24 protein-coding genes and 1 tRNA gene are annotated in these 26,350 nt (G+C 43.1%); 9 read left to right on the forward strand and 16 right to left on the reverse strand.

What is annotated here, in order from left to right:
• Positions 1 to 514 precede the first annotated feature (514 nt).
• The 5 genes from IM515_RS13675 to IM515_RS13695 all read right to left on the reverse strand — a co-directional run bounded on the left by IM515_RS13675 (position 515) and on the right by IM515_RS13695 (position 7,832).
• Positions 515 to 1,861, reverse strand: coding sequence for an ABC transporter substrate-binding protein (locus tag IM515_RS13675; protein WP_193959773.1), 1,347 nt, complete (start codon positions 1,859 to 1,861; stop codon positions 515 to 517).
• 11 nt (positions 1,862 to 1,872) lie between these two features.
• Positions 1,873 to 2,592, reverse strand: coding sequence for a PspA/IM30 family protein (locus IM515_RS13680; protein ID WP_287627410.1), 720 nt, complete (start codon positions 2,590 to 2,592; stop codon positions 1,873 to 1,875).
• A gap of 107 nt (positions 2,593 to 2,699) precedes the next feature.
• Entirely contained in the window at positions 2,700 to 5,270 is a 2,571-nt protein-coding gene (locus IM515_RS13685) for an ABC transporter substrate-binding protein (protein ID WP_287627408.1), read from the reverse strand.
• A 32-nt stretch (positions 5,271 to 5,302) separates the two neighbouring features.
• The gene (locus IM515_RS13690) at positions 5,303 to 6,667 is read right to left on the reverse strand and encodes a DUF1822 family protein (RefSeq protein ID WP_287627407.1); all 1,365 of its coding nucleotides are present in this window, start codon (positions 6,665 to 6,667) and stop codon (positions 5,303 to 5,305) included.
• Between the two features lie 16 nt (positions 6,668 to 6,683).
• A complete protein-coding gene (locus IM515_RS13695; protein ID WP_287627406.1) occupies positions 6,684 to 7,832 on the reverse strand; it encodes a sigma-70 family RNA polymerase sigma factor in 1,149 nt (382 codons plus the stop codon).
• 245 nt (positions 7,833 to 8,077) lie between these two features.
• On the opposite strand from IM515_RS13695, the gene IM515_RS13700 reads away from it, so the two are divergent.
• The 3 genes from IM515_RS13700 (at position 8,078) to IM515_RS13710 (ending at position 11,080) form a co-directional block, all read left to right on the forward strand.
• Positions 8,078 to 9,172 (forward strand): fatty acid desaturase family protein, encoded by a 1,095-nt coding sequence (locus IM515_RS13700; RefSeq protein WP_287627405.1) that lies wholly within the window; start codon positions 8,078 to 8,080, stop codon positions 9,170 to 9,172.
• 144 nt (positions 9,173 to 9,316) lie between these two features.
• A complete protein-coding gene (gene pgsA, locus IM515_RS13705) occupies positions 9,317 to 9,850 on the forward strand; it encodes a CDP-diacylglycerol--glycerol-3-phosphate 3-phosphatidyltransferase (RefSeq protein WP_287627404.1) in 534 nt (177 codons plus the stop codon).
• 138 nt (positions 9,851 to 9,988) lie between these two features.
• Positions 9,989 to 11,080 (forward strand): calcium-binding protein, encoded by a 1,092-nt coding sequence (locus IM515_RS13710; RefSeq protein WP_287627403.1) that lies wholly within the window; start codon positions 9,989 to 9,991, stop codon positions 11,078 to 11,080.
• Positions 11,081 to 11,218: 138 nt separating this feature from the next.
• On the opposite strand, the gene IM515_RS13715 is transcribed toward IM515_RS13710, so the two are convergent.
• The 9 genes from IM515_RS13715 to rpmG form a co-directional block, all read right to left on the reverse strand.
• Positions 11,219 to 13,471 carry a transglycosylase domain-containing protein gene (locus IM515_RS13715; protein WP_287627401.1) on the reverse strand — a complete coding sequence of 751 codons (2,253 nt, stop codon included), beginning with the start codon at positions 13,469 to 13,471 and terminating at the stop codon, positions 11,219 to 11,221.
• Between the two features lie 128 nt (positions 13,472 to 13,599).
• Positions 13,600 to 14,124, reverse strand: coding sequence for an acetolactate synthase small subunit (ilvN, locus tag IM515_RS13720; RefSeq protein WP_002732118.1), 525 nt, complete (start codon positions 14,122 to 14,124; stop codon positions 13,600 to 13,602).
• A 109-nt stretch (positions 14,125 to 14,233) separates the two neighbouring features.
• Complete coding sequence (locus tag IM515_RS13725; RefSeq protein WP_287627399.1) at positions 14,234 to 14,848, reverse strand: LapA family protein; 615 nt, start codon at positions 14,846 to 14,848, stop codon at positions 14,234 to 14,236.
• Positions 14,849 to 15,003: 155 nt separating this feature from the next.
• Positions 15,004 to 15,621: a flavin prenyltransferase UbiX gene (locus IM515_RS13730; protein ID WP_190722355.1), complete on the reverse strand. Its 618-nt coding sequence runs from the start codon at positions 15,619 to 15,621 to the stop codon at positions 15,004 to 15,006.
• Positions 15,605 to 16,348 carry a HEAT repeat domain-containing protein gene (locus tag IM515_RS13735; RefSeq protein ID WP_287627398.1) on the reverse strand — a complete coding sequence of 248 codons (744 nt, stop codon included), beginning with the start codon at positions 16,346 to 16,348 and terminating at the stop codon, positions 15,605 to 15,607. The genes IM515_RS13730 and IM515_RS13735 overlap by 17 nt, the downstream gene beginning before the upstream one ends.
• A 220-nt stretch (positions 16,349 to 16,568) precedes the next feature.
• Positions 16,569 to 16,641 (reverse strand) — tRNA-Phe (locus IM515_RS13740).
• 76 nt (positions 16,642 to 16,717) lie between these two features.
• Positions 16,718 to 18,946: a sensor histidine kinase gene (locus IM515_RS13745; protein ID WP_287627397.1), complete on the reverse strand. Its 2,229-nt coding sequence runs from the start codon at positions 18,944 to 18,946 to the stop codon at positions 16,718 to 16,720.
• 605 nt (positions 18,947 to 19,551) lie between these two features.
• The gene (gene rpsR / locus IM515_RS13750; RefSeq protein ID WP_002770735.1) at positions 19,552 to 19,767 is read right to left on the reverse strand and encodes a 30S ribosomal protein S18; all 216 of its coding nucleotides are present in this window, start codon (positions 19,765 to 19,767) and stop codon (positions 19,552 to 19,554) included.
• 40 nt (positions 19,768 to 19,807) lie between these two features.
• The gene (rpmG, locus tag IM515_RS13755) at positions 19,808 to 20,002 is read right to left on the reverse strand and encodes a 50S ribosomal protein L33 (RefSeq protein WP_002734724.1); all 195 of its coding nucleotides are present in this window, start codon (positions 20,000 to 20,002) and stop codon (positions 19,808 to 19,810) included.
• Between the two features lie 177 nt (positions 20,003 to 20,179).
• Here rpmG and IM515_RS13760 point away from each other — a divergent pair, with 177 nt between their 5' ends.
• On the forward strand, positions 20,180 to 21,592 hold the full coding sequence (locus tag IM515_RS13760) for a slr1306 family protein (RefSeq protein ID WP_287627396.1): 1,413 nt from the start codon (positions 20,180 to 20,182) through the stop codon (positions 21,590 to 21,592).
• A 225-nt stretch (positions 21,593 to 21,817) separates the two neighbouring features.
• On the opposite strand, the gene IM515_RS13765 is transcribed toward IM515_RS13760, so the two are convergent.
• Together IM515_RS13765 and miaB are read right to left on the reverse strand one after the other, a co-directional pair.
• On the reverse strand, positions 21,818 to 22,204 hold the full coding sequence (locus IM515_RS13765; protein ID WP_287627395.1) for a C6orf136 family protein: 387 nt from the start codon (positions 22,202 to 22,204) through the stop codon (positions 21,818 to 21,820).
• Positions 22,205 to 22,370: 166 nt separating this feature from the next.
• Positions 22,371 to 23,711, reverse strand: coding sequence for a tRNA (N6-isopentenyl adenosine(37)-C2)-methylthiotransferase MiaB (miaB, locus tag IM515_RS13770; protein ID WP_287627394.1), 1,341 nt, complete (start codon positions 23,709 to 23,711; stop codon positions 22,371 to 22,373).
• Between miaB and IM515_RS13775 the strand changes: the two genes are divergently transcribed.
• The 5 genes from IM515_RS13775 (at position 23,710) to ccmL (ending at position 26,326) form a co-directional block, all read left to right on the forward strand.
• Positions 23,710 to 23,832, forward strand: coding sequence for a hypothetical protein (locus IM515_RS13775; RefSeq protein ID WP_256377561.1), 123 nt, complete (start codon positions 23,710 to 23,712; stop codon positions 23,830 to 23,832). The genes miaB and IM515_RS13775 overlap by 2 nt on opposite strands.
• Before the next feature lie 264 nt (positions 23,833 to 24,096).
• Entirely contained in the window at positions 24,097 to 24,381 is a 285-nt protein-coding gene (locus IM515_RS13780) for a Nif11-like leader peptide family natural product precursor (RefSeq protein ID WP_002741693.1), read from the forward strand.
• An 881-nt stretch (positions 24,382 to 25,262) separates the two neighbouring features.
• Positions 25,263 to 25,574 (forward strand): carbon dioxide-concentrating mechanism protein CcmK, encoded by a 312-nt coding sequence (locus tag IM515_RS13785; RefSeq protein ID WP_002734613.1) that lies wholly within the window; start codon positions 25,263 to 25,265, stop codon positions 25,572 to 25,574.
• A gap of 66 nt (positions 25,575 to 25,640) precedes the next feature.
• Positions 25,641 to 25,982 carry a carbon dioxide-concentrating mechanism protein CcmK gene (locus IM515_RS13790; protein ID WP_002741689.1) on the forward strand — a complete coding sequence of 114 codons (342 nt, stop codon included), beginning with the start codon at positions 25,641 to 25,643 and terminating at the stop codon, positions 25,980 to 25,982.
• 32 nt (positions 25,983 to 26,014) lie between these two features.
• Positions 26,015 to 26,326, forward strand: a complete 312-nt coding sequence (gene ccmL, locus IM515_RS13795; protein WP_002734360.1) for a beta-carboxysome shell vertex protein CcmL — start codon at positions 26,015 to 26,017, stop codon at positions 26,324 to 26,326.
• The last annotated feature ends 24 nt before the right edge of the window (positions 26,327 to 26,350 follow it).

The following is a 26,350-nucleotide window of genomic DNA, read 5'->3' on the forward strand; positions in this document are numbered from 1 at the left end:
GATTGAATCTTTTCAGAGGTTTGGGTTTTCTCTCAATAACAGAGGGACAGAGGTGGTTAGCTGAACGTTGGGAAAAACTGATAGTTTTATCGACGTAAGAAGCGGAAAAATTAGCTAAATTAACAGGATGTACTCTCAGATAATTTGAAGAGAGATATGCTTTTAGTGGCTTGGGAACAAGCTTTATCAATTTATTAATAATAAATTTGGCAGAGGATTAAAGATTAGTTATTGTGACTAACTCTTTTGGTTAGAACAAGATAAACTTGAGAATCTTCGGTCAAATTTATTGACTTAAAATTAGCTGTACTTAATTTAAATGAATCAACCCTACCTTAGCCCCCCTTGATAAGGGGGAATCTGACAATTTTTAAAACCTACCTACTTAGGCATATTTTAACATATTAGCCATTCATTTCTTACTCAAGCTTGAACATTGAAATAATCGTAATTTTTGATCATTTTTTGGGGGGAGAGTTGGCAACTCTCCCGACTTTGGTGGACTGGGGACTTTTCAAGGTAAAGCGACAAACTGCTCACCGGAGGGAGTCGATCGCACTTGAATTAAGACCGGTTGACCAACGCGATCGCCAGTATTGGGATCAAAGCTAATTTTTCCGGTGGCTCCTGTTTGATGAAAACTGCTGGAACGCAGCCTGGATTGTAGGCCCTGACGCTGAGGATTTTCCCTTAAACCGGCAATAATCACCCGTGTAGCGTCAAAACTGGTGGCTGTGCGCCAACTAACCGGACCGCGCCACTGTTCCTGCATAAGATTGGCAAAAGTCTGGTTAACCGAGGGGTGCCAGGGTGCGGCAAGGGTTAAACCTTGGGCGTTTTTGCCGCCATCTTCGAGGGTGCGAATATTGTAGAGGGTGGGACTACTAAACAGAGGCAAACGCTGACGATTGAAGCGAATAACCTCAAAAACGGGATCGAGACGATCAACATGAGCAACGACAAATAGGCCCTTAGCACCCCCAGAAATCGCCTGATTAAGGGCTTGATCGGCCTTAAAATTGGGGACACTCAGATCACAGACAATCGGCACAATTTGACCGCCTTTTTTCGCCACATTAGCCATCAACTCATCTTTAAAGGAAACATTATCGGGAGCTTGAGAATCGTAGCAAAAAGCAATTTTCTGGACTTTAGCAGTATTTACTATGTAATTTGCTAATTTTTCCGTAATTTTGCCGTTAGAAGTCACCAGACGAAAGATATAATTTCCCGCACCGGAGAGATTATTAGCCAGGGAGGTGGGAGAAATCATCACCAAACCGCCTTTTTCGTAGATAGGAGCGGCGGCTAAACTGGCATCGGAGGCATTATGACCGATAACAGCGATAATATCGGGATTTTTGACTAATTCACTGGCTACCTCTTTCGATATCTGCGGCTGATTATCGTCATTAACCACGATAACCATCAGTTTTCTGCCGTTGATCCCCCCCTGTTGATTGATCTGGGTTTGTGCGCTGGCGACTCCTCGCAATATTTCCTGAGCGACGTTGGGATTAGTTGCAGGCACAACAACGGCGATTTTAAAGGGATTTGAGCCAGTTTGCAGGTTGCTGAGATAAATTACGCTTTCGGGATCGTTGGGACGTTGAGCGAGGGATTTTTGCAGGAGTCCCTCTGCTTCTTGGTGATTACCTTGGACAATAGCAGCGATCGCTGATTCTTTGGCTGCGTTAGAATTAGTTTTGATCAGCAGATGATTGCCGTAACTGATGCGGTGATTATCATCGACTTTTGGGGCAAATATTGCCGAGATTTGGGGAAAAAGAAACCAACCGATCAACCCCAGTAAAACATAGGAAATTGGCGGTAAGCTCGCTTTTTTGCCAGTCTTTGTCATTGCTTTACTCCTTAACTTTGCTGATTGAATTCGGCTAAACGGCGGTTAATTTCGTCATCAAGGCTTAAGAAATCGATTTCTTGAGCTAATTTCTCGCTATAGTTCTCGCTTAATTCACTATAGACGTTTTCTTTTCGATAACGGTTGTTAATCGCTTCATTGGCATCCTCAAAGCGATCGCGGGAGGTATTGAGGTTGAGACTACTGTCAAATTCGTTTATTTTACCTAAAGCCTCATTCATGGAACTAATCGCTTTTAAGTTGCTCATTTCTAACTTATAATGCTCGATTTTTTCCTGCTCTTTACGAAGTTTTTCCTTAGCAGCAATGACCACTTTTTCCGCATTATCGACCCGATCTTTCATGGCGGGTAGAATTTTTTCTAGGGAGATAACCTTAGCCATAGCAAGTCTTGCCGCTTCTTGAAGGCCCTTTTTTTGAGCGGTGACAGCCTGCTGCAAGTAGTTTGTGTGTTCCTGTTTTTTTGCCTCGTATTGTGCTTGGGCTGATTGCTGGGCCGCTACTACTTTCGCCACCGATTCTGTTAATTCCGCTAGGGATTTTTGCATCGATTCTAGGGATTCTCTGGCCGATTCTACGGCAATTTTGCCGCCGGATTCGATGGGAATACCCCACAACCAATTCCAGATGGCAACGAGAGAATTTCCTGCCTTATCACCGATCAGCCAAAAAATCAAGGCTTTTGGGGTTAATTTTTTTAACAATTTCATGCCGTTTGTCTCCTAGAGGTGTTACCTGTTAATTAGGAGTGATGGCTAACTTTGATGCAGTGGGTAAGGTTAATTTTTGTAAAAAGTCTTGACAAGGATAGGAAGGTTTAGACTGGACCGGCAGATTTAATGGGAGCGAGGGGGACAAATTGACCATTTTTGACCTGTAGAATCAAGTAGCGGCGATCATCAGGATTATTATTCATGTTGCGGACACCATTCTGATCAAATGTAACAGTGCCAGTCATTCCTTCGATAGAAAAATCGTTTCTTAAAACTTGATTTAATGATTCTCGATCGAATTTTTGTCCTTGTTGGTATAACTTTCGCAAAGCGGTGAGGATAACTTTGGTCGCATCGTAGGCCATGGGAGTGCGCCAAACATTGATCTTATTTTGCCAAAAACTGTGGATATAATTATCTTGTGTGAGATCATACCAAGGCACGGCGATAACTAAATTTTCTACCCCCTGTTTACCTTCTGCAAGGGTGAGATAACTTTGAAAAGTGGGGGAACCTAAAGTTACTAAGTTTAACTGTTCTGCGGGACGTTGCTTAAAGATATTAGCGGCTCTTTTGAGATCGTTAATATAGGGAGCAATCATGAGAATATTTACTTTATATTGAGCAATTTTTTGATAAATTTTCTGTTCATCTAAATTAATTTCTGGTTCGATATTGCAGTCAAAATCTCCATCTTTAACAAGTTTTTGCAAGCTCTGACCTCGGAGAATGTTTTTATATTTTTCAGCGAAGTTATAATTATCTCCAGAGCGATTATCATAACAAATTAAATTATTAGGTTTTTGGATAATTAGCTTGTCAGTTTGTTCGCGGATATATTCAATTAGGGTTGTGGCAAAAGTTTCCATCTCAGGAACCATTTTATACATATAGCTATCACTGGAGATTTTCGAGGAAAAGCTGGTGGGAGATAGGGCAACAATTTTCCCTTGTACATAGATATCTTTGGCCGCTTCACTAGCAGCAGAAGCATTATGACCAACCACTGCTATAATTGACGAATCTTTAACAAATTTTTCGGCTCGATCTTCGGCATCTACGGCGCTATTATTATCATTAGCGACCACTACCTGTAGCAAGTGAAAATCGGGGTTTTTGGCCTGTTCATCGTTTAACTCTTGTTGGAATAAAGCAATACCTCGTAAAATTTCCTCAGCAATTTCTGGATTATTACCAAGAGGAACACTGGTGGCAATTTTTAAGGGATTTCTGTCTTGATAGGCCGCACGAGCGTTATTATAATAGATGCGAATCTCTGGATTATTGGGCAAGCGATCAAGGGATTGTTTAAAAAGCTTAATTGCTTGTTTATATTCTTGGTTTTCAAAAGCTTGTCTTCCCTGTTCAAGACTGTTATCTTGTCGGTTTGTCTCTAATAATATTTCTTCACCCAAGCTAATTTCTGGGTATTTACTAGCATCATCGGAAAATACTCCTCCCCAATATAAAATTGATAAAGTTACCAGAAGACTTAAAATAAATAACAGAGCTTGTTTCCAGCGACTAGATAGACGTAATAACCTTTTATTTTTAGGTAAAATCAACGGTGGTTCTTCAGAATTTTCTATCAAAAGAGGCAGCAAAGAAGAACCAGCAGCATCATCATTAAATTGGTGTAATTTTAATTCTTGCCGAGCGATTGTTAAGGATTCTTGTAGAGATTTATGTCCAAGAAAATTGGGAAGAAAAACTTCTAGAAATCTCAAAGCAACCCGCACAGCTATCGGTTCTTTCATAACAATAATATGGGGTACTCCGATATTAGCCAACTGACGACCAATACCCAACCCATCGCAGGAATTACAGATAACAAGTTTTAAGCCTTTTTTAACAGCTATTTTTAGGTAATCTCTTAAGTTATCGTCAGCAGATAAAGCCGTATCATTATCAATAATAAAAACTCCATCGTGTCCGTCGCTACTGGTTTGACTATGACCTAAATAAACTACAATATCCCATTGATTTTTGATCAACTCATGGCGAATATTTTTAGGTGAAAGAGACTCTTTTAAACTAGGACTTAAGATTTGCATAGAAACCTTATCTGGGTTTCCTAGTAACGTTTTTAAACTGGATAAACACAGGTAATTATTATCGTTTTTAATGTCAATATTACCCAAAATTACTAAAACATTAATCGGATAAGTAAAAGTCCGTTTTACCGGGGGAACTCGCTGGATAGTAAGAGCAATTTCCACATCAGGACTCACTCCAGGTAAAAAATTCCAACACTCCCAGGGAATTTGTTGTAAATCAAAGTGGGTAGTTTGGATAAAAAATCTTACTTCTGACTTAGCACCTATATGGAACAAGATATGATTTTGTATTGAACTCAGAGAACTGGAATTTAGCCATTCATTTAAGCTATCTTTTAAAGTTTTAGTAGCTTGTTTCAGGTTTTCTCTAGGATTACCTACCGCTGCATGGGTGATCATACTATGAGGAACAGTAATTCCTAAACTGGGTTGACTTTTTACCCAATGATAATAAGCTCGACGATAATTTTGCAAAGCGGTAGCAATGTCAAGGTTAGGGACTAATCTACCCTCCGCAAAAGGTGCTATCAAGAGATGATTGTCACGAATTTCTAGAGTGACGGAAAATCCCGTTCCAAAACTGCCATCACCAATTTTCAGAATCACAACTCTGCTCATGTCTCTACCCTTGACATTTTCTGCTATCTCTATTAAATCCTAAACTGCTCGGTAATGCTACTATCCCCTAAACTTAGGTTAACATTAAAGCGATCGTCGGCATCAGCTAGAAAATAAAGTTGCAGATAGCTATCTAAGGGTTTCTCCCTTGCTATTGCCTCTAAACTGGGGATTAATTGGCCTATTTCATCGCTAATTTGCAAAGATAAACCGGGGGGTAGTTTGGCAAAATTGTCCATGGCATAGGCACGAATTAAGACAGCAATTCTCTGGTCACTGGTCGATAAAACTCCCACCATTAAAGCGATTTTATAACCCATTAATTGACTACCCACATCGAGCATTTTGCGGATAGCAGCATTAGGATAATGAGGATCGATATTCCAGAGATATTCGGCCGCTTGCCAGCGAATAGTTTCATCTTGGGTTTGATGTTGCAGTTTTGCTAAAGCTTCCTGTGGGGTTAAATGTTCCGAAAATTCCACCTCTTTTTGACTAGCATACAGTTGTCTAATTTCTCGCTGAATATCTGTCGGAGATTCTCGGCCGCTGATTTTTTCAGCAGCCAACAAAAAACCTGGATTAATTGGACGATAATTGTCGATAGTGATGAGGATTTCCTGCCATTTCTCTGTAATAATTCCCTGCAACCATTGACTAAGTTTAGTGGGGATTATTTCTAGACGCTGCTGATAAAGTTTTTCTCGCCATTGCTGATTATTCAACAAAGCTAACCACTGCTGACAACTAATATCTAATCTCGGAGAATAGGGTGAAACTTGACCTAACTTTTTAATTAAATTTTCTGCTGTTGCTGGCGATAAGTTTGCTAAAGATTCGAGTTTTCCTTTTTCACTCTCTCCCTCTAAACAACTCTGCCAAAGAATATCTAAATCATCAATTATTTGCTCACTGTCCAAATAATATTGATGGTAAATTGGATCGTATTCTGCGATATTTTTAACATCTTTTCTGGATATAAAACCCCAGATATTGAGGAATTTTTCTGCTAAATCTACCTGCACCCCTAGATAAAAATCGGCCGCTAAATCGGGAATATCAACCCATTCTTGCTCTATTGTCAATCCCTCAATGTCAATAGCTTGACTGGGAATAGTAGTAACTTTTTTGTCTTGAATTTGCCAAGTAAACCCGTTAATAAACTCCCAAAGATACTGATGGTTTTCAGGTATTATTTGAAGGGAACAATCAAGATTATCTTTCAGCCAATTGCTTAAGCATATTTGCACCAAGTAATTAATCAAAGCCTGATTTTTGGCGGTTTGATTAGAGTATTGACCGAGAATCGATCGAGCTTGTTTAATCTCTGTTTCCGAAAAAGTTAGCCAAAGGGATTTCGGGTTAATTTGTTGCAAAATATCGAGGTTGACTTTCATGGTATCTCCTAACAGATTAGATTTGAGTTAAGTAGGACTGACAAAAATATTCCAGATAAGCATCGATCTCTTGTTTTTGCCGAGATTGTAATTTAATCTCATTTAACAAAATAGGACAATCTTTGCCTTCCCTTGCACAGAGTAGCTGATAAAATTTTTTACATAATTGGGTTATTTCTCGACTAATAGTAGATGAATGAACTCCCAATCGATTAGCGATCTGTGCTTGCGTCATCTTTTGATGATAGTAATAATATACAATCTGTTTAACTTCCTCCTCTTGAGTGATTAATAACTTCTTAATATCTTCCTGGATTTCTTGCTGTTGTAGTAAGTCGTTACTTGGCTTCTTGCTGGAGAGATTTTCCCAAAAGTAATTGCTATTATCGTCATAATTAGTAGGCTCAAATCTAGAGTAAGGAGGATCGATATGATTACGCATTATCTCCCCTATTTGATTGAGTTTTGCTTGCACTTCCTCAACGGTGAGAATAACTTGCGGTTGTAACTGCTGTAGGCGATCGATTACTTGTTGCCAATCCTCCTCTTGCCACTTATCCAATGATCTAAGAGAAGCTTTTTTAACCTCTCGAAAACAGTTAAATATTAGCAGATGATTCTCGTTAAAGATACCCGATGTTCGTAAAACTTTTTGAATTTTATTCGCACTAAAAAGACTGACTATACCGAGATTAGTCCTGCCAATCGTTTTATACTCTCCTCGCAGGAAATTATAGAGAGTATTTCTCAATTTTTTGTCTGTCCATTTTTCTAAGATTAAGCGAAAAAATCCCGGTTGGGTCTTTTTATCCTGAAAGTTACCGTAAAAATTGCTAGGATTGTTGGTGATTGCCGTGGTCAGCAAATTCAGCAAATAGTAGAATAGGGTTTCATAATCAGCATCGATCCGATGGCCAACATTTTGATAGACCCTTTGAGTTACCATAGAGGAGCGATATTGTAAAAAAACCATCCAATGGGACTTGACTAATTGGTTATTAGGATCATTCTGTAACCATTGCCACAGATAAACATATACCGCTTCATCATTGGCCACGCTTCTGGCGATCGCATCGATCGATCTTCTTAATTGTGGCACTTCGTACCAGAAAACTCGATCGCCTTCAATGGCTTTAATAGTAGTATAAAAGTACCTAACGCTCATCTCTATCACCGGCTACAGGTATCTGATATCTGATTAGGTAAAATCAGAGGATTTTATGCAAGAGTAGCAAAGAAATTGAGCGATTCCCTTGCCAAGCGCACCTCTTTCTCTGACAATGGATGAGGGACTGATGAGAAACTATCAGTTATAGTGAGACAGCCTTAGTAAACCAGTAAAAGACTCATAAATTCACTCTGAGCTGCCACAAATTGCCGTCATATCAACTTCTAGGACAAAAATTAGGAATGCGAGTAACTTTTACCGAAAATCAGGGTTTTAGAAAGGAATTGAATAAACGGGTTGATGCTTATTTTACCGAAAACGGCATCCCCACCAGAGATAATTTGGCCATGTACCTGAAGACGATCACGATTTTAACTTGGGTAATTGCCGCTTGGCTATTTGTACTTTTTGGTCCGGATATCTGGGGGCTAAAAATTATCGGTTGCATGGTTTTGGGGGGAGGATTAGCAGGGATTGGTTTTAGCATTGGTCATGATGCTAACCATGGCGGCTATTCTAGTAAAAAATGGGTTAATTCTCTCATGGGCATGAGCTACGATTATATCATCGGTACTTCCAGTTATCTCTGGCGTTTTCGTCATAACTATCTCCATCATACCTACACCAATGTTTTAGGGTACGATGTGGAAATTCACGGCGATGGTGTGGTGCGAATGACTCCCCATGCCGAGCATAAATGGTATCATCGTTATCAACATTTATTTATCCCGATTCTCTACGCTATAATTCCTATCTATTGGTCATTCTCCGATGTGCGCTCCATCCTCTTTTGTAATCGTTTTGGCGAGATTAAAATTCCCAATCCTAAAGCGATCGATCTATTTGTTTTATTGAGCGGAAAAGTTGTTTATCTCTTTTGGTTTATTGGCATTCCTCTCTTAGTTGGTTATAGTCCTCTAGAAATAGCGATCGGTTTTCTCATTACTTTTATGACCTATGGAGTGCTTGCCTGTCATGTATTTATGTTAGCTCACGTTTTGGAACCCGCCGAATTTATTCAACCCTCGGCAGCTAACCAAATCGAAGACGAATGGGCAATTTTTCAAGTGCGAACTACCGTAGATTTTGCCCCTAAAAATATCTTTTTAAATTGGTATTTAGGGGGATTAAATTATCAAGTAGTTCACCATCTTTTCCCACAAATTTGTCATATTCACTACCCCAAAATTGCCCCAATTTTAGCGGAAGTTTGCCAAGAATTTGGCGTTAATTATGCCGTTTATCCCACCTTCTGGGGTGCTTTAGCTTATAATTATCGTTGGCTCAGGCAATTAGGCAATAAACAAAGTAATTTCGATCTCAAATTAGCCAGCTAAATATCAGTTATCAGTTATCAGTTATCAGTGATCAGGTGTGAGTTTTCAGTGAATAGTATTAAGCGACAAGCTCGCAGCTGCCTTTTTACTGATTAATGTTGACTGATTACTGATTACTGTTTACTGTTTACTGATCACTGAAAAATGAACCTACCCAACTCGATTACCCTATCACGACTCTTGGGACTGCCATTAATTTTATACTGGTTGCACCAAGGCACAGAAATCGATCGCTGGTTAAGTTTAATTATCTTTCTGATTGCTGCCAGCACCGATTGGCTCGATGGTTATCTAGCGCGAAAATTAAATCAAATCACCGAATTAGGGAAATTTCTCGATCCTTTGGTCGATAAATTGCTGGTTCTCGCTCCCCTCTTAGCCCTGATTGAAATGGATTTAATTGCTGCTTGGGGAGTATTTTTGATTCTCGCTCGGGAATTAGCGATCGCTGGTTGGCGCATTAATCCGAATTTAACAGGAAATAGCGACATAAAAGGGGCTAATTGGTGGGGAAAAAGCAAAACAGTCAGCCAAATTATCGCTATCGCTCTCTTAATTGCTCCCTTGCCTTCTGAATATAATTTAATTTCTCAGATTGCCTTTTGGCTATCAGTAGCATTAACTTTAATTTCTGGCGTGATTTATGTCACACCCAGCCGAAAATTAACCCAAAATTGATAAAAATTTAACCATTAGCAATAATTCAGGAAACAAACCAAGAGAAAAAGGTTGCATTTTTTTTTCTCGGTATATGATAATCATGGGAGAGGACTGTCAAACTCTTCAAATTCAAACATATCACTCAAAGAAAAAACTATGCCTCCTATCACCATTGCTGCTCCGATTGGCTCCACCACGGGTTATACCATCAATACTACCACTTTCCCCCCAAGTCTAGCAGCTTTTTGGGCAGCCGATCCAGCCAATCTCGACCTAGCCGTTTCTATCACTACCACAGTCACCGGTAGAAATCTTACTGCTTTAGGTGAAATCTCTGGACGTTCCGCTTGGTTACTTCGCAACGGATTGGGTCAGACTGACGTGGCGAGTGCTAACCTCTCTGGTTATAAAAGCACCCCCCCTTTTTCACAAAATTATTTTCTTCCTGGCGGAACTGACACTTACGTCGCCTCTACTTTTGTAACCGGTCCGGCAACCCATATCCTCGACTTTGGTGGTAATCAAAGGTTTACTAAAGCACAAAACCAAGATGCCGCTAGCGAAGAAATTGCCATGTTGGGTAACCTTGGTCCCTTCGTACTTAGAGGTGCCAATGGTAACGATATCCTAACCGGTAGCATGATGGCCGATACCCTGTTCGGTTTCGACGGAAACGATAGCCTAAATGCTGGTTCGGGAAACGATAGCCTAGATGGTGGCAATGGAAACGATATCCTAATCGGTGCCAATGGAAACGATACCCTAATCGGTGGCAATGGAAACGATATCCTAGATGGTGGCGCGTTATCCGATAGCCTAACTGGTGGCGACGGAAACGATACCCTAACTGGTGGTCCGGGAACGAATATCCTAGATGGTGGTAATGGTGCTGATACATTTGTATTTACCAATCAGGGTAATCAGACAGTTACCCAATTCATTACCGGTGATAATGATGTCTTCGCATTTACTGTTAGTGCTTACGGAGGCGTTCCAACAGCGGGTACGACGGCAGTTGTTAGTGATGCGGCTACTGCTGTCAATGCTTCTAGCAGTATCATTGTTGATACTTTTGATAATATTGAGGCCTTGGGGAATACTAAATCATCAATTCGTTTTGCCTTCGCCACCGATACAAAGACCCTCCTCTATGACTTTGACAGTGACTGGTCAACCCCCAACATCACCGTTGCGACAGTTACCTCGATTACTGGTACATTAGCTGCTGGTAACTTCGCCTTCATTTAATTCCTTGTTTGAATAGACAGATACTGGGTGTGTTAGCTAGGGCTAGGACACCCTTATTGTTTTAATGGTGGGTGGGAAGTCTCTGGTTTGAGGGAACTCTGGAATAGGCAACGGGAAAAGTAGCTAGTAGTATTGGGATTAGTTTTGTGTAGTTATTAACTGACGGTGATAATCGCCCCATAACCGGGCTGCCTGTTGACTACTGCCCGCAGTGGGAGAATTATTATCATTCCCTAACCAAATGCCTGTCACCCAGTCGCGCCGGGGAAGATAACCGATAAACCAGAGATCCACATAATTATCCGTAGTTCCCGTTTTACCCGCTTCTCCCATGCCAATACTAGCAGCACCTCCTGTACCATTAGTTATCACCCCCCGCAATAAGCTATTCATTGTTTCGGCGGTTTTAGGGGAGATTACCTGCTGATTTCTCTCGCTATCGTCGCCATAGTCATAAATAACCCGACAAGTACTCAAATCCTCCACATTTTTACAGTCGGAAGCGTCGAGAATGCGTTTAATGGCGTGGGGACGATTCCAGCGCCCGCCATGGTCAAAAACCCCATAAGCGCCGGTCATTTCTAAGACATTTACCTCGCTTTGCCCTAAAATTAGCCCCGGTACAGCATTTAAAGGTGATTTCACCCCCAAACGTTCCGCCACATTGACCACATTACTTAATCCTGCCTCGCGAGCAATGCGAAGGGCAACACTATTTTCCGATCGCGCTAAACCTTGAAACATATTGACCCCCCCGCTACTACGTTCACAGGGAGAATAGGCTTGTCCTTGCCAAGAGAGTCCAGCGCAGGTATAGGTTTTATAGGGCGATATTCCCTTTTCTAGGGCGGCAGCATAAGCAAATACCTTAAAAGTGGAACCGGGTTGACGTTTAGCTTGGATAGCGCGGTTAAATTGGCTTTTTTGATAATCAACTCCCCCGACTAAAGCGAGAATTTCCCCAGTTTGACTGTTTAGGGTAACTAAAGCCCCTTGGGAGTATCGATAGCGGGGTCCTTGGTTTAAGACATTATTTTTTAAGCTTTTTTCTGCGATCGCTTGCAGCCGGCGGTCTAAACTGGTTTCAACGATAAAATTGCCCTCTTTAGCCACTTCTTCCCCTAAAAGGTCCTGTAATTCCTCGAAAACGTAACTATAAAAATATGGTGCAATCGTACTAGATAGGGATTTTTTGGCTTGGGGACTGATTTCAATGCGAGATCTGCGGGCGCTGGCCGCCGCTTCTGGGGAAATCATCCTTAATTCGGCCATGCGATCGATGACACGATTGCGTAATTGTACGGAAGTGTCGTAATCTTGAATGGGATTAAATCGATTCGGGGCGGGTAACATAGCCACAAGAGTAGCAGCCTCGGAGATATCTAAATCTCTGGCGGATTTATCGAAATAAAAGCCGGCCGCATCTTCAAAACCGTAACCGGCCAGACCGAGATAAACTCGATTGAGATAGGTTTTGAGAATTGTATCCTTACTATAGACCGCTTCTAATTGTAAAGCGACCACAGCCTCCCGGAGTTTGCGATCGGCAGTATTTTGGCGACCGACTTCGGGGAATAAACTACGCGCTAACTGTTGAGTCAGGGTGCTGGCCCCTTGACGAATGCCCCGACCTTGCCAATTAATCATAATTGCCCGGACAATCCCCAAAGGATCAACCCCAAAATGCCAGTAAAAACGACTATCTTCGGAAGCGACAACCGCCTGGGGCAAATAGGGAGAAAAATCGCCCAGATTATCTAATTCTCGGTGAGTTTCCTGTCGAATGGGATTGAGGGGAGTTTGACCATCCCTAGGGTAAACCACCACCGGACCGCTCACCCCGGAAGGGAGTGGATAAACATTAACTTTGCGACTTTCCCAGATAACCGCTAAAACTAATAAACCGAAAATACCACCCGCACCATAGAAACCATAGCGCAAAAGTCGCGCCCACAGGGGAGGGGGACAGTAGTAGGAGATGGTGACACAATTGGCTAAGTCTGGGGGGGCCAGGGTAAAGATATCACCATGACGCAGGGAAACGCTTTTGAGACGACGTTTACCCATATAAACCCCGTTGGTGGAGTTTTCATCTGTGAGCAGGAAATGATGGGGATTTTTCGGGTCACGCTGCAGGGAACAATGAATCTGACTCACCACAGTGTTACGGATAGTAATATCACAGGAACTGGAACTACGACCCAACAAATAGCGATCGCCGATAAGGGGATATTTGCTTTCCCCGCTGCCATTCTCGTTTTTAAGGCGTAATTCAGGAACTCTCGCCCCTTTTTTGAGATTTACCGCCTGAAAATTCACCTTTCCTTGCAATTTCTGCACGGCAACGGTGACAAGTTGACTAATTTGGGTTTTCGGCGACTGGTTAGACATAGTTTTTATCAGTTATCAGCTTCTGAAGGCAATAGGCAATAGGGGAAGTGGGGAAGTTGAGAAGTGGGGAATTTCAACTAAAACCCCAACACCCCATCTCCCCAATTCCCAATTCATACCCAATATCCCTAAATTGACATTTTAGCCTCTAAAGCTTTGAGGTATTCCGTATTGACTCCCGACTCGCGAATCAGAGCAATTTTACCGGTACGGGCCACCTCGCGAACGCCAAATTTATTCAGCATCTGCATAATCGCCACCATTTTACCCGGATCCCCCACCACTTCGATGGTCAGGGTTTCCTCGGAAATATCCACAATCCGCGCCCGGAATACCTGCGCTAATTCGATCACTTCGGCCCGGCGCTCGGCGGTAGCATTAACTTTAATCAGCATTAATTCCCTTTCCACACAGGGGGTTTGGGTGATATCCTGCACCTTGAGGACGTTAATTAATTTGTAAAGTTGTTTGGTTAACTGTTCGATGCTGTCCTCGTCCCCGGGTACTACCATCGTAATCCGAGAAACTCCCATCTGTTCAGCAGGACCCACGGCCAGACTTTCAATATTAAAGCCGCGACGGGCGAATAATCCAGCAATACGGGTTAAGACTCCCGCTTCATCTTCAACTAATACGGATAATGTGTGTTTCATGGCGCTCTATCTACACAACCTAGATTTCCCCATTGTAAGACAGGAGACAAGGCCGGAACAGTTTGTCTTCTCTGAGGGATTCAGGTAGAAACCTCTACTCTGTCAAAGTTTATATCCAATCTTCCTCATCCCCTTTGTTTACCTCCCGCTCTTGGTTTTCATCCTGGGCGGGGGGCGTAATAATCCGATAATTGACATCGTAAACTTGCTCGGCTTTTTCCCCGCGAGTCTGTTTGGCCGTGCGGTAACTATAGGAATAAACCGAGCCAGTTTGAGAACTGTCCTGTGGGGGCTTGACAAAATTCGCTTTTTCCCCATCAGCAACCCTAGGCGGGAATTCTTCCCGATCCTGAATGGTAGTCGGTTTTTCGGGGGGTGCATCAAAATTCCAATCATCACCGCTATCTCTTTCCCAATCGTTACCCTGTGGAGAAGCGGCGCGATCTTGAATATAGGTAGGTCGGGGAGATGGGGGTGGGACTTGAGGATTATTCGCTATACGAGGGGAGGCTTTTGGGGCGGCCAAAGGACGACCAAAACTATGGAGAAATTGCAGGGTTAAACCACTGATAATTCCCGCTAGGGTGAAAAGTAACACCCAGACCGCTAGGGGCAGTTTTACCGTCATAATACCGCCAAAAAAGACCAAAGTGATCACCCCCAGATTCTGCCAGATCAGTAATCCGCCTACAGCGATCGCAAATAAGACCATAATCCAGCCCATTTTTACCTCCCTTGATTCAGTGATCAGTGATCAGTAAACAGTAAACAGGTATAAAGATAAAGATAACTAACTAACTAATTAACTTAAAACTTACATCTGATAACTTACATCTGATAACTGATCACTGATCACTGATAACTGATCACTGATAACTGTCAATGTCCTTGCCAGCGATTAATGGCCACACAATCGATATCTAACTGATCGAGAGTACGAGCGATGACAAAATCTACCAAATCCTCGATCGATTGGGGATGGTGATACCATGCCGGTATTGCTGGCACGATTCTAACGCCCGCCTCGGCTAAAGTGGTTAAATTACGCAGATGAATTAAACTAAAGGGGGTTTCTCGCGGTACTAAAACCAATTTTCTGCCCTCCTTCATCTGCACATCGGCCGCCCTTTCTAGCAAATCGGAACTTAATCCCCCCGCTAATTTGGCCACTGTACTCATGCTACAGGGAATAATTACCATACCAAGGGTGCGATAGGAACCACTGGCGATCGTTGCCCCCACATCGCCCCAACGATGACAGCGTAATTTTCCCCCTTCCATCACCCCGCATTGGCCGCGCCAAAATTGTTCTTGCAGCTCTGGTTCTGGAGGCATCCGCACATTATCTTCTGCTTGCCAGACAGTGTAAGCTGATTTGGAGGCCACTAGATCGATCGTGTAGTCGGCTAAAAGTAGATATTTGAGAGTACGGACGGCATAAATCAGCCCTGATGCCCCCGTAACGCCCAAAATTAGCGGTTTAGATAATTCCTTCAAGCTCTAATTCCTCGATCAATTGTAATCCTCTCGGGTCGCCCACTTTTAATAAAGCACCCCTAGCATCTTCCTTGACACCTAAATCCTCATCTTCCACCAAGGCCTCGATCAAAGCATCGATCGCCGTGGCATAAATCACATTTAAGGGCAATTCTCGGCATAATTGACCGATCGACCAAGCGCAATTACTCCGCACCGCCGCGATTAAATCTCGGCGCAATCCTTCAATTAAAGGCGGCAAGACGGTGATGATATCTTCATAATTGACCTTGGCAATCTGGGCCAAACTACTGGCGGCCCATAATCGCACCGCCGAAATATCGGTTTTGAGAGCATGAACCAAAGGCTCGATCGCTCTGCGATCACCACAGTTACCTAGGGCCCAAACTACCCCTTTTCTGACGTAACCATTCCAATCTCTGGCCAGTAGCTCGATTAAAGGCTCCACGGCGCTAAGACTGGGATTTCTGCCCAAAGCGTAGGCGACACTGACACGCACTAGGGGACAGACATCGCTTAACATCTCCAGTAAAGGAGCGATCGCTCTTTCGTCCCGCAATTCACAAAAGGCGCGGGCCGCGATCATCCTCTCGCTGACATGAGCAGAAGTAAGCAATGAGAGCATTTCCTCCGGATCGGGAGGGATTTCCGCTGCTTGATCTGGATCGCTCCCATCGAGAGGATTATTTAAGGAGTTGCTAGAGTCTAGGATTTCATTGTCGTACATACTTGTTAGATTATCTTAATCCGTGACCGCTTACGTCAAGCCCAAAATCAAAAAGTAGTTGCTGGTTGGGGGGACTTTTCAGTTTTGCATGAGTAGAAAACGGGTTTCTCCGAGAAACCCGTTTTCTGTGGTATAAGACGCATTTTAACCGCCCATCCTTGCATTTACAAAACCTAGCAGATTAGAAAGTAAATACAGGGCAAATTTTGTTTTTTTTAGATGCCAAGACGCGGATTTGAACCGCGGACACGAGGATTTTCAGTCCTCTGCTCTACCAACTGAGCTATCTCGGCGTTTTTCAGTCCTTTCTCAATATAGCACGCCCTCGAAATAATTGCAAGGTTTTTTTCTAAAAAGTTTTCTGCTTGACTAGATTGGCAAGGTGAGGGTAAAAGTGGTGACAGCATTGGCACTGGTGACATCGATGGTGGCATTCAGGGGTTTAATCAGTTTGTGGACTAAAGCTAAACCTAAACCGGTGCCACTGTAGCGCCAGGGATCTTGGGTAGGAATGCGATAAAAAGGAGCAAATATTCTTGATAATTCCTCTGGAGCGATTTCTACACCTGAATTGCTCACACTAATTAATATTTGCTCGTCCGCACGCCAGACATTTACCCTAATTATCCCTTGTTCTGGGGTATATTTAGAAGCATTGGTCAGTAATTCCGCTATGATGCGTTCGATATCACAAAGATTGCTGTTAATCTCCGGTATATCCCCATCTATATCTAAAATTAACTGCTGTTGTCGCTCGCGGGTGAGAGTGCGAAAAGGTTCCACTAATAAGGGTAGCCAAGAAAGTAAGTCGATTGTTTCGAACGCTGGGGGTTCGGTTTCCGCATCCAGATAGGTTAAAGTCAACAGATCATTAACTAACTTACTCTGACGTTGAGATTCAATGTTAAGAATTTGCAACAGTTCACCGATCGAATCCTGTGGATCAATCTCGATCCCTTGATATTCCAGGAGACTTTCTAGGGTTTCCACCGCTAGACGAATGCTGGTAATCGGGGTTCGCAGTTCATGGGAAAGGGTTTTCAGGAATTCGCTTTTTAATCTTTCCAGTTTTTCTAATTCCCTCACTTGTGCTTGGGAAGATTCGTAAAGTCGCGCCTGGCGAATAGCGATCGCACATTCGGTGGCAATATGTTGAATCAAATTAGTTTCTAAGGAGTTAAAAATCTGATTAGCTGGTCTAATTAGCCAAATATTGCCCAAAAAACCCTGATCGTCAAAGATAGGACAAGCGCAACGGTTAACACGACAGATTTGCGGATTGCCAAGGGGAAGACGATCAACAAATTGTAAAATTTGTTTGTGCAGCAGCGGTTGATAGATTTCGGGAAAATCGCTAATTTGACGGCTAATTCCCTGACAGATCAACTCTTGAGTGGTATATTCGTGGACAATAGTGGCTTGGCTGCGACTGGGATTGTAAAGCTCAATTTGGGCCCGTTCTACGGGTAAAACCTGGACTAATTCCCTAGTGGTGGTTTGCAGAATATGATTTTCATCGAGACTATCGCGAATTTTTTCGGTAATCCGTCCGATTAATGCTTCATACTTCAAAGTCATCTGCAATTCGGCGGTTCTTTGCTGAACCTCCGATTCTAAGGCAGTATTCAAGCATTTTACCCGTTGGTGCAGTTCTGCTTGTTGAATGGCAATTCCCACTTGAATGGCTAATTGTTTGAGCAGCTCTATTTCTTGGGATTGCCAAGAGCGAGTTTTTTGGCAATTTTGGGCAATTAGTAACCCCCAGAGTTGGTTATCGCAGATAATTGGCACCACCAGGTTAGCCTGTACTTGCAAAGAGGTGAGTAGGCTGCGATAACAGGGATCAAGTCCCGAATTATGGACATTTTCAATAACTTGAATTCTCCCGCGACGATAATTTTCCAGACGTTCTGGGGATAAATTAAAACAGGGATCCTCGATGCTGTTTCCTAAGACGGAATTAATCCTCACAGTATGGGATTCCACCACAATCATGCCACTATGATCGGGGAATAAACGATAAATTAACACTCGATCGCAGTTGAGGAATTGTCGCACTTCTTTAACGGTTCTTTGCAAAATGCGATCGAGATCCAACGATTGCCGGATTCTTTCCTGCATTACCCCCAGTAGTTGTTCCCGTTCTGCTTGTAATCTTAAAGCTTCTTCGGCCTGTTTACGTTCGGTGATATTGGTACTGGTTCCCACCAAACGATAGATACGCGCATTGTTATCCCGTAGGGGTGTTAAAGTTGTCAGCCACCAGTAGGGTATATTTTGAAAAGGTAAATACTGTTCGTAGGAAATAGTTGTTCCGTAACGCACACAATCACTATAGTGTTGCCGCACACTGCGCGCATCATCGGGGGGAAGGATTTGTTCGGGAGTTTTGCCTTTAATCTCTGATGAACGCAATCCTGTCCAGCGTTCATGAACGGGGTTTGCTCCCACATAGCGAAAATCTCTATTTTCCAGCACGTCCACTACAAAAATCGACGCTTGCACGGAATTAAATATACTACGCAGAAACTGCTCGGAATACTCCGCTTTTAGCTGTGTATCTAGCTCGATCTCGATTTCTGATGGCTGCTTTTCCATAAGAGCCTCCCATTGTGCTAATTGGTGGATTTGGATCGATAATCACAAAATCGTTGGCTACTCCTAGGGCGATTTAACAATTTCTTTAGATTCTCGCACGAATTTTCCCATCCGCTGCCGATTTCGATATATTTCTTTGCAAAAACGAGAAAGCAACCCCAATATACTGAGATCGCTTATCAGTTATCAGTTATCAGTTATCAGGTTTAAGTTTTAAGTTAAGTAGCTAGATACAATTAATTACACATATCTAACTACTTCTTCCATGAGTGCCTATCCTCACCAAGAAGTTAAGTGGGTGGGTGGAATTAAATATAAGATGAAGGTAGGTTGGGTTGAAGCATGAAACCCAACTCCCCCATGGGTTACGCTACCGCTAACCCATCCTACAAATAATTGTGCCTCCCTACTTAATTTTATCCTATTACTTATCAAATACAGCGTTTCTTATCAAGAGGAAGCATAACCTAATTTGGTATCGACGACCGGCTCTCCAAAAGGAGAACTTCCTACCTCACCATGAAGATAACTGCTTTAATTAGCCAATTATATATGTTATTTTCAGTGATCACTGTTCACTGATTACTGATTACTGATCACTGAATTTAGGCTTCTTGGTTGACAAAAGGCAATAAAGCCATTAAACGGGCCCGTTTCACCGCTTCCGTTAAATCTCGCTGTTGTTTAGAAGTTAAACCGGTGATACGTCTAGGCAGAATTTTGCCGCGTTCGGTGATGAATTTGCGGAGGAGTTCGGTGTCTTTGTAGTCAATCGGTTGACTGGGGGAGATGGGAGAGAGACGTTTACGATAGTAGCTCATAGATTTGTAAAGATTGCTTGACTTTTTAACTAAAGTGTGTTTACTTAATTTCCTTGTGGACGGTGTGCTTATTGCAGTGGGGACAGTATTTCTTGATTTCCAGTCTGCCGGTGGTATTGCGGCGGTTTTTGCTGGTGGTGTAGCGAGAAACGCCGGGGGTACGCTTATCGGGATTACTGCGGCATTCCGTGCATTCTACAGTGATGATTAGGCGAACGCCTTTTTTACTAGCCATAACAACAGGGGATCGGGTAAATTTACACGCAATCGATCATTATGACATATCTGAGGCTTTTTAGGCAAGAGCAGCCGGGACACCGGCGAGGAATTGTCGGCTGAAAAGTTGATTTTGAGATGAAATCCAGCACAAAAAAGCTAGAATAATCACAGCAGTTGGCGAGGATGAGGAAAAATGACGGGAAGATTGGGTAAACCGATTTTAGTGACGGGGATAGGCATTACCATCGCTTTCACCCTGGGGGAAACTCTCAATAGCAGACTGAGCGAAATCGGTTCATGGGGTATTTTCGGTGCGATTGCTCTTGGTGCTGGTATCTGGTTTTGGCAAAAACCCAACACGAAAATCGATTTTTCACCTCCCACTCCCCTGAGTCTAGAAAAGGTTAAACAAGCGATTAGCAAGGCCGAGAAGATAATTAATTATCTGGCCAACGAAGACCCCAATCAAGACTTAACCCCACTCAAAACCAGTTTAACCCAATTAAATGAAGAATTTAGTCGCCAAGACCTGAAAATTGCCATTACCGGTGCTAGAAAAACTGGTAAAACTGCCTTAAAAAAACTACTAGAAAGCGGCAACTTTGGGGAATCTATCGCTTTTCTGGAAACGGAACCGCTTCTAACTTTCGACTCCACCGCTAACCAGAAAAAAGCTCTGGCAGCCGACCTAGTTTTGTATCTCATCAATGGGGATTTAAGCGATTCCGAATGGCAAATACTCCAGCAATTCGATCGAATGCACCAGCGTGTTATCCTGTTACTGAATAAACAGGATCGTTTACCTGCCGAAACCAGAGAAGAAATTCTCCTTTCCCTGAAACAAAGACTGAAAGAAACTATTCCCGCTCATCATATTTTAGCCATAGCCGCTGCCCCTGAACCCCTAAAAGTTCGTCAACATCAAAGCAATGGAGAAATCAAGGAATGGACGGAACCCCAAACCGTGGTTATCACTCCTTTAGATAATCATCTCCGACAAATTATCGAACAAGAAAAGTCCGAATTAGTTCTGGGAACTATCTGGAGACAAGCGCTCGAATTAGCCAAGGAAACCAAACAATTACTTAATCAATCCCGACGCAAAAAGGCTTTACCTGTTATCGAACAATACCAATGGATAGCTGCTACTGCCACTTTTGCTAATCCTCTTGCGGCCCTAGATTTAGTTTTAGCGGCAGCCACTAACGCTCAAATGTTAGTGGATTTAGGGGCAATTTATCAACAAAAAATGTCCCTTGAACAGGCAAAAACAGCCATGACTACCCTGGGGAAAATGATGGTACAATTGGGCATGGTAGAAGTGACAACCCAAGCATTAGGAACGATTCTCAAGGGAAATGCGATTACTTATATTGCCGGTGGTACAGTGCAGGGAATCGGGGCAGCCTATTTAACTCGTTTAGCTGGTTTAAGTTTAGTTGAATATTTCCAAGAACAGGAAATTAACGAGCAACTGAATAATGATTGGAATTGGACGAGTTTGCAGAATAAAGTTAAACAGGTCTGGGAACAAAATCAGCGCCTAGCATTTTTACAGGATTTTGTCAAGCAAATGAGCGCTCGTTGGTCGGCATTTTCTGGTTAAAAAATCTATAGCAATTTCCATAGTTGTGAAGTACAGAGTCTTAGGTTTTGAGGAGTCAGGAGTCAGGAGTCAGGAGTCAGGAGTCAGGATTCAGGTTTTAGGGTTTTAGGGTTTTAGGGTTTTAGGGTTTTAGTTCAATTTCCCCACTTCCCCATCACCCCACTTCCCCATCACCCCATCACCCCACACCCTGTCCCCACGAAAAACTTTTTCAGCAGACCCTAGTTAAGAACTGGGAAAAGGTAAATGCTGACGCAGCACATCCCAGCGTGAACAATCCCAATAATCGATATGAGAAATAATCAGATTATTGTCATCGAGAGTTAATTCACTGCGTCCAGAAATAGCGATGCGAGGCCGCCAAGGTAAAGGGGTTGTCCAGTGCAATGTCCAACGGGTATTAATAATATTTCCCTGCTGTTCAATTGCGTGGACATCCATCTTGATAGCTTGGAACCATTGACCCATAAAACCAATCATTTCCCGATAGCGTTTAATCCCCCGAAATTGATTGAGAGGGTCTTGAAAATAAACGTCATCAGCATAAATATCATAGGTTTGATCGAGGGGAAATCTTTGATAATCTTGCTGCAAAATAGCGATAATATCCATAAAATAAGTAATTAGTTATAATTAAATTGAAGATAGATTTTGCCTTTGATCCCCCCTGCACCCCTTGATAAGGGGGGTATCTGACAATTTTTAACAGCTACCTACTTGGCAAATTATTCCCGATAGCTATTGCCTTTTTTCACTGCTGAGGGGTCACTGTTAACTATTAAAAGATCACTCCCGTCAAACTAAAGGGACGGACTTCGGTAATTTTAACCTTAACAAATGTGCCGCGCAATTCCTCGATATTTCCCGTAAAGAAAGTTAAGCGATTACCTCCAGTTCTTCCCATAACTTGACTAGCATCTTTAGGGTTAACTTCTTCCACTAAAATTTCCTCAATTCTGCCTAAATATCTTTGGGAACGTTCGGCGGCTTTTGTGGCCACTAAATGATTTAATCTTTGTAAGCGATCGCTTTTTACCTGCTCACTTAATTGATCATCCCAAATAGCGGCCGGAGTGCCTGGACGGGGAGAATAGGCCGCCGTATTTAATTGATCAAAACCAATCTCATCGACTAATTTTAAAGTATTCTCGAACTGTGCCTCTGTTTCTCCGGGGAATCCGACAATCGCATCGGCACTAATGGCAGCATCTGGCATTAAATCGCGAATATTAGCAATAATTTGTCGGTATTTTTCCTGAGTATAGCCCCGTTTCATCGCCTTGAGAACATCATTATCCCCCGATTGAAAAGGGATATGAAAATGTTCACAAACTTTAGGTAATTCCTGACAAGCTTTAATTAAACGTTCGGTAAAATAGCGGGGGTGACTGGTGGCAAAACGGAGACGTTCAATGCCGGCCACATCGTGAATGTAGTAGAGTAAATCGGTGAAATTGTGCAGATGTCGGCCGCTTGCCGTCACTCCGGGTAAATCCCGTCCGTAGGCATCGATATTTTGACCTAAAAGGGTGATTTCTTTATAACCCTGTTGTCCTAATTGTGCCATTTCTGCTCGAATTGCGGCAGGAGTGCGGGATTGTTCCACCCCACGCACCCCCGGAACCACACAATAGGTACAGCGTTCATTACAACCATAGATGACGTTCACCCAAGCGGTAATATTACTATCCCGGCGCGGTTTGGTGATATCTTCCATGATGTGGATGGGTTCGGTGGCCACCACCTGGGAACCGTCAAAAACTTGTTGTAATAAGTCTCCCAAGCGATTTGCGTGTTGGGGACCGATAATTAAATCCACTTCGGGAACCCGTCTTAATAATTGTTCCCCTTCCTGTTGGGCCACGCAGCCAGCGACCACTAGAGTAAGATGGGGTTGAGTTTGTTTGCGTTTAGCCTGTCTACCGAGATAGGAATAAACCTTCTGTTCGGCATTATCGCGAATTGTACAGGTATTGTAGAGGATTAAATCGGCTTCGTTGGCATCCTCAGACCATTGAAACCCCAAATCTTCTAAAATACCCGCCATGCGTTCGGAGTCAGCCTTATTCATCTGACAACCAAAGGTGGTGATATGGTAACGACGTGGGGATTTATTCATGATGCTGGCTACAGAAACAAGAGTGCAGGTTTCTATTTTAGGCTATTTATTCTCTGACTTGAAAGAAGCGGTCGGCGGTCGGCAGGATTCAGTTATCAGTTATCAGTTATCAGTTCACTGAGAAAACACCCTACACCCCACACCCCACACCCTACACCCTACACCCCACACCCCACACCCCACACCCCACACCCCACACCCTACACCCCACTTCCCACTCCTCAGAATTAGACCTAAAGCATACTCAGCCATACAAGCAAAGAAAAACGAAACTTTTGCTTTGAGGATATCTCCTGACTGGTAGGATAAAAATGAACCATACTAGGCAGTTTAACCTCCACGCCGCCGAGGCCACACCTTTAATCATCAAAGGAAAAGTATTTATATGTCTAAAAATCAAGTGTTCGACTTTTTCGCCTTAGCCGCTAAAAACGAAGAATTGGGTCAAAAAATGCGTTCAACCCAAGATCCTCAGCAATTACTAGAGATAGCTCGCTCCCAAGGCTTCGATTTCTCCCGTCCGGAATTAGAAGCGGCACTTAAATCCTTGCACGAGAGTCCCGACTTTTTCCAAAAGTTAGCTCATGCAGTCTTAGAAGTTTTCAGTCCTAACCACGATAATTATCCCTCGATCGGTGTCCAACCCTACGAAGGTGAGATCGATCGCTAGAATCAGTGATCAGTTACCAGTTACCAGTGATCAGATGTGAGTTTTCAGTTCACTGATTACTCAGGGTAAGCGCATCTTAACAATCCTTGACAAAATGAACTTTAGGTGAGTTGCTTACCCTGAGAGCGATTCAGCCATATTTGAGGAGAATTGGCCATCTCAATTGTTAAGCAAAAATCGACCAAATGGGTCGATTTCGTAACTATACAGCAAACGGCTCACAAAATTGGCTAATTGTCAATAGCGTTTGAGATGCTCTCACCCTGACTGATTACTGTTCACTGTTTACTGATCACTGTTTACTGGACGGCTACGCCGTGCCTTTGGCAACACTGACAAAGGCTCCCCCACTCCCCAACCCCAGCCGTATATAGTATAAAAAAATTATAAAAAAGCCGAAATCAGCGAAAAATAGGCTTTTATCTGCCAGTAAATCCGGCAGAGACAATCGAGCTGCCAAGAGAGAAGTTAAAGGGCAAATGCAGTCATAGCAAAGGTTTTAGCTGTCAATGTCCTGAGAATTGCTGAGTCTGATGAGCGAAGTAAAGGAATGATTAACTTTCGTTAACCGGAAGATGAGAAATAATCATAATGTTTTATATTGTCAAAGGTGTCATAGTTTCCTATGCTTTTTTTAGGTTGATAATTTTGCCTGACTCGTCAAATTTTTACCAACCAGCCCTAGAAAATAAAATTAGTGGATGAAAACGGTCACGATCGAGATAAAATTTAGGATGGTCTTACCCCCACCTTGCCACGATCCCGACTGCCACCAAAGCTAGAGCAGGAAAAGTAACAAGGAAAGAATTTGACTGAAACAAAGTTGATAACGCTAACGAGATTAATAGTTTAGTTTGGCTTGACAAGCGAGGAACAAAAAAATGCCAATTGCAGTAGGAATGATTGAAACCCTAGGATTTCCCGCCGTTGTGGAAGCGGCCGATGCCATGGTCAAAGCCGCCAGGGTGACTCTAGTGGGTTACGAAAAGATCGGTAGTGGTCGCGTCACTGTCATTGTCCGGGGAGACGTTTCAGAAGTGCAAGCTTCTGTGGCTGCCGGAGTGGAAAACGCCAACCGGGTTAACGGAGGACAAGTGCTATCTACCCATATCATCGCTCGTCCCCACGAAAACCTCGAATACGTGCTGCCCATTCGCTACACCGAAGAAGTAGAGCAATTCCGCAGCTATTAAACACCGTTGATCGGGGTCAGCATCTATAGAGTCGAAGAAAGCCAACCATTAGGAGACAAAAATATTATGTCAATTGCAGTGGGCATGGTGGAAACCTTGGGTTTCCCAGCCGTCGTCGAGGCGGCTGATGCCATGGTAAAAGCCGCCCGCGTAACCCTAGTAGGTTACGAAAAAATTGGTAGTGGTCGCGTCACCGTCATCGTCCGGGGGGACGTTTCGGAAGTACAGGCCTCCGTATCGGCGGGGACAGAAGCGGCATCTAATCGTGTTAAAGGTGGTCAAGTTCTCTCGACCCACATCATCGCCCGTCCCCACGAAAACCTCGAATTCGTTCTTCCCATTCGTTATACAGACGCCGTGGAACAGTTTCGTGAAAGTGTTAACCCGCAACCTTTAAGACGAATCTAGAGCGCAACTAACTTTTAGTGTAAACAAATTCCATGCAAATTGCCAAAGTTTGCGGAACCGTCGTTAGCACCCTGAAACCTCGCAGTATGACGGGAGTGAAACTTCTGCTTTTGCAATTCATCGACGCTCAAGGGCAACTTTTGCCTAAATACGAAGTAGCGGGTGATATTGTCGGAGCGGGGCTTAATGAATGGGTGCTAGTGTCCCGGGGAGGAGCGGCTCGGATCGAAGACGGGCAGAACAATCGCCCCCTTGACGCGATGGTGGTGGGGATTATTGACACTATAACCGTAGAAAATCGCACCCTCTACAGCAAGAGGGACGAATTTCGTCAATCCGGTTAAACATCGATAGGACCCAAACACAGT

Source organism: Microcystis sp. M44BS1 (assembly GCF_020244875.1).
GTDB classification, from domain to species: Bacteria; Cyanobacteriota; Cyanobacteriia; order Cyanobacteriales; family Microcystaceae; genus Microcystis; species Microcystis panniformis.